Raw genomic sequence first — 531 nt, forward strand, 5'->3', positions numbered from 1 at the left:
CGGAATTCCAATGGTTTGGACCAGGCTGAAGCTGGTTCGCAGCTGGTACGCGTGTCACGAGACGTGAAAACCGGGCAAAATGTCGTCGCGTGACAAGTCGGACTGTCACGCGACGCCAAAATCGCCGAAAATCGCGTCGCGTGACAGACATGGCATTCCGTCGTCATGGGCCATAATCATAAAATGGCGGAATTCCAATGATTTGGATCAGGCTGAAGCCGGTTCGCAGCTGGTTCGCGTGCCACGAGACGTGAAAACCGGGCAAAAAGTCGTCGCGTGACAAGCCGGACTGTCACGCGACGCCAAAAACACCGAAAATCGCGTCGCGTGACAGACATGGCATTCCGTCGTCACTGGCCATAATCACAAAATGGCGGAATTCCAATGGTTCGAACCAGGCTGAAGCCGGTTCACAGCTGATACGCGTGCCACGAGACGTGAAAACCGGGCAAAATGTCGTCGCGTGACAAGTCGGACTGTCACGCGACGCCAAAAACACCGAAAATCGCGTCGCGTGACAGACCGTGGCAT

The 531-nt window shown here is 55.4% G+C and carries 1 protein-coding gene; it reads right to left on the bottom strand.

Translation table 11 applies throughout. The features are described 5' to 3' along the window. Window positions 1-292 precede the first annotated feature (292 nt). Window positions 293-531, bottom strand: a 239-nt coding sequence (locus EHS19_RS11160) for a hypothetical protein (RefSeq protein ID WP_206666372.1), incomplete at its 5' end; no start/stop codon positions are given.

The sequence above is a fragment of the Bifidobacterium jacchi genome, assembly GCF_009078285.1.
Taxonomy (GTDB): Bacteria; Actinomycetota; Actinomycetes; order Actinomycetales; family Bifidobacteriaceae; genus Bifidobacterium; species Bifidobacterium jacchi.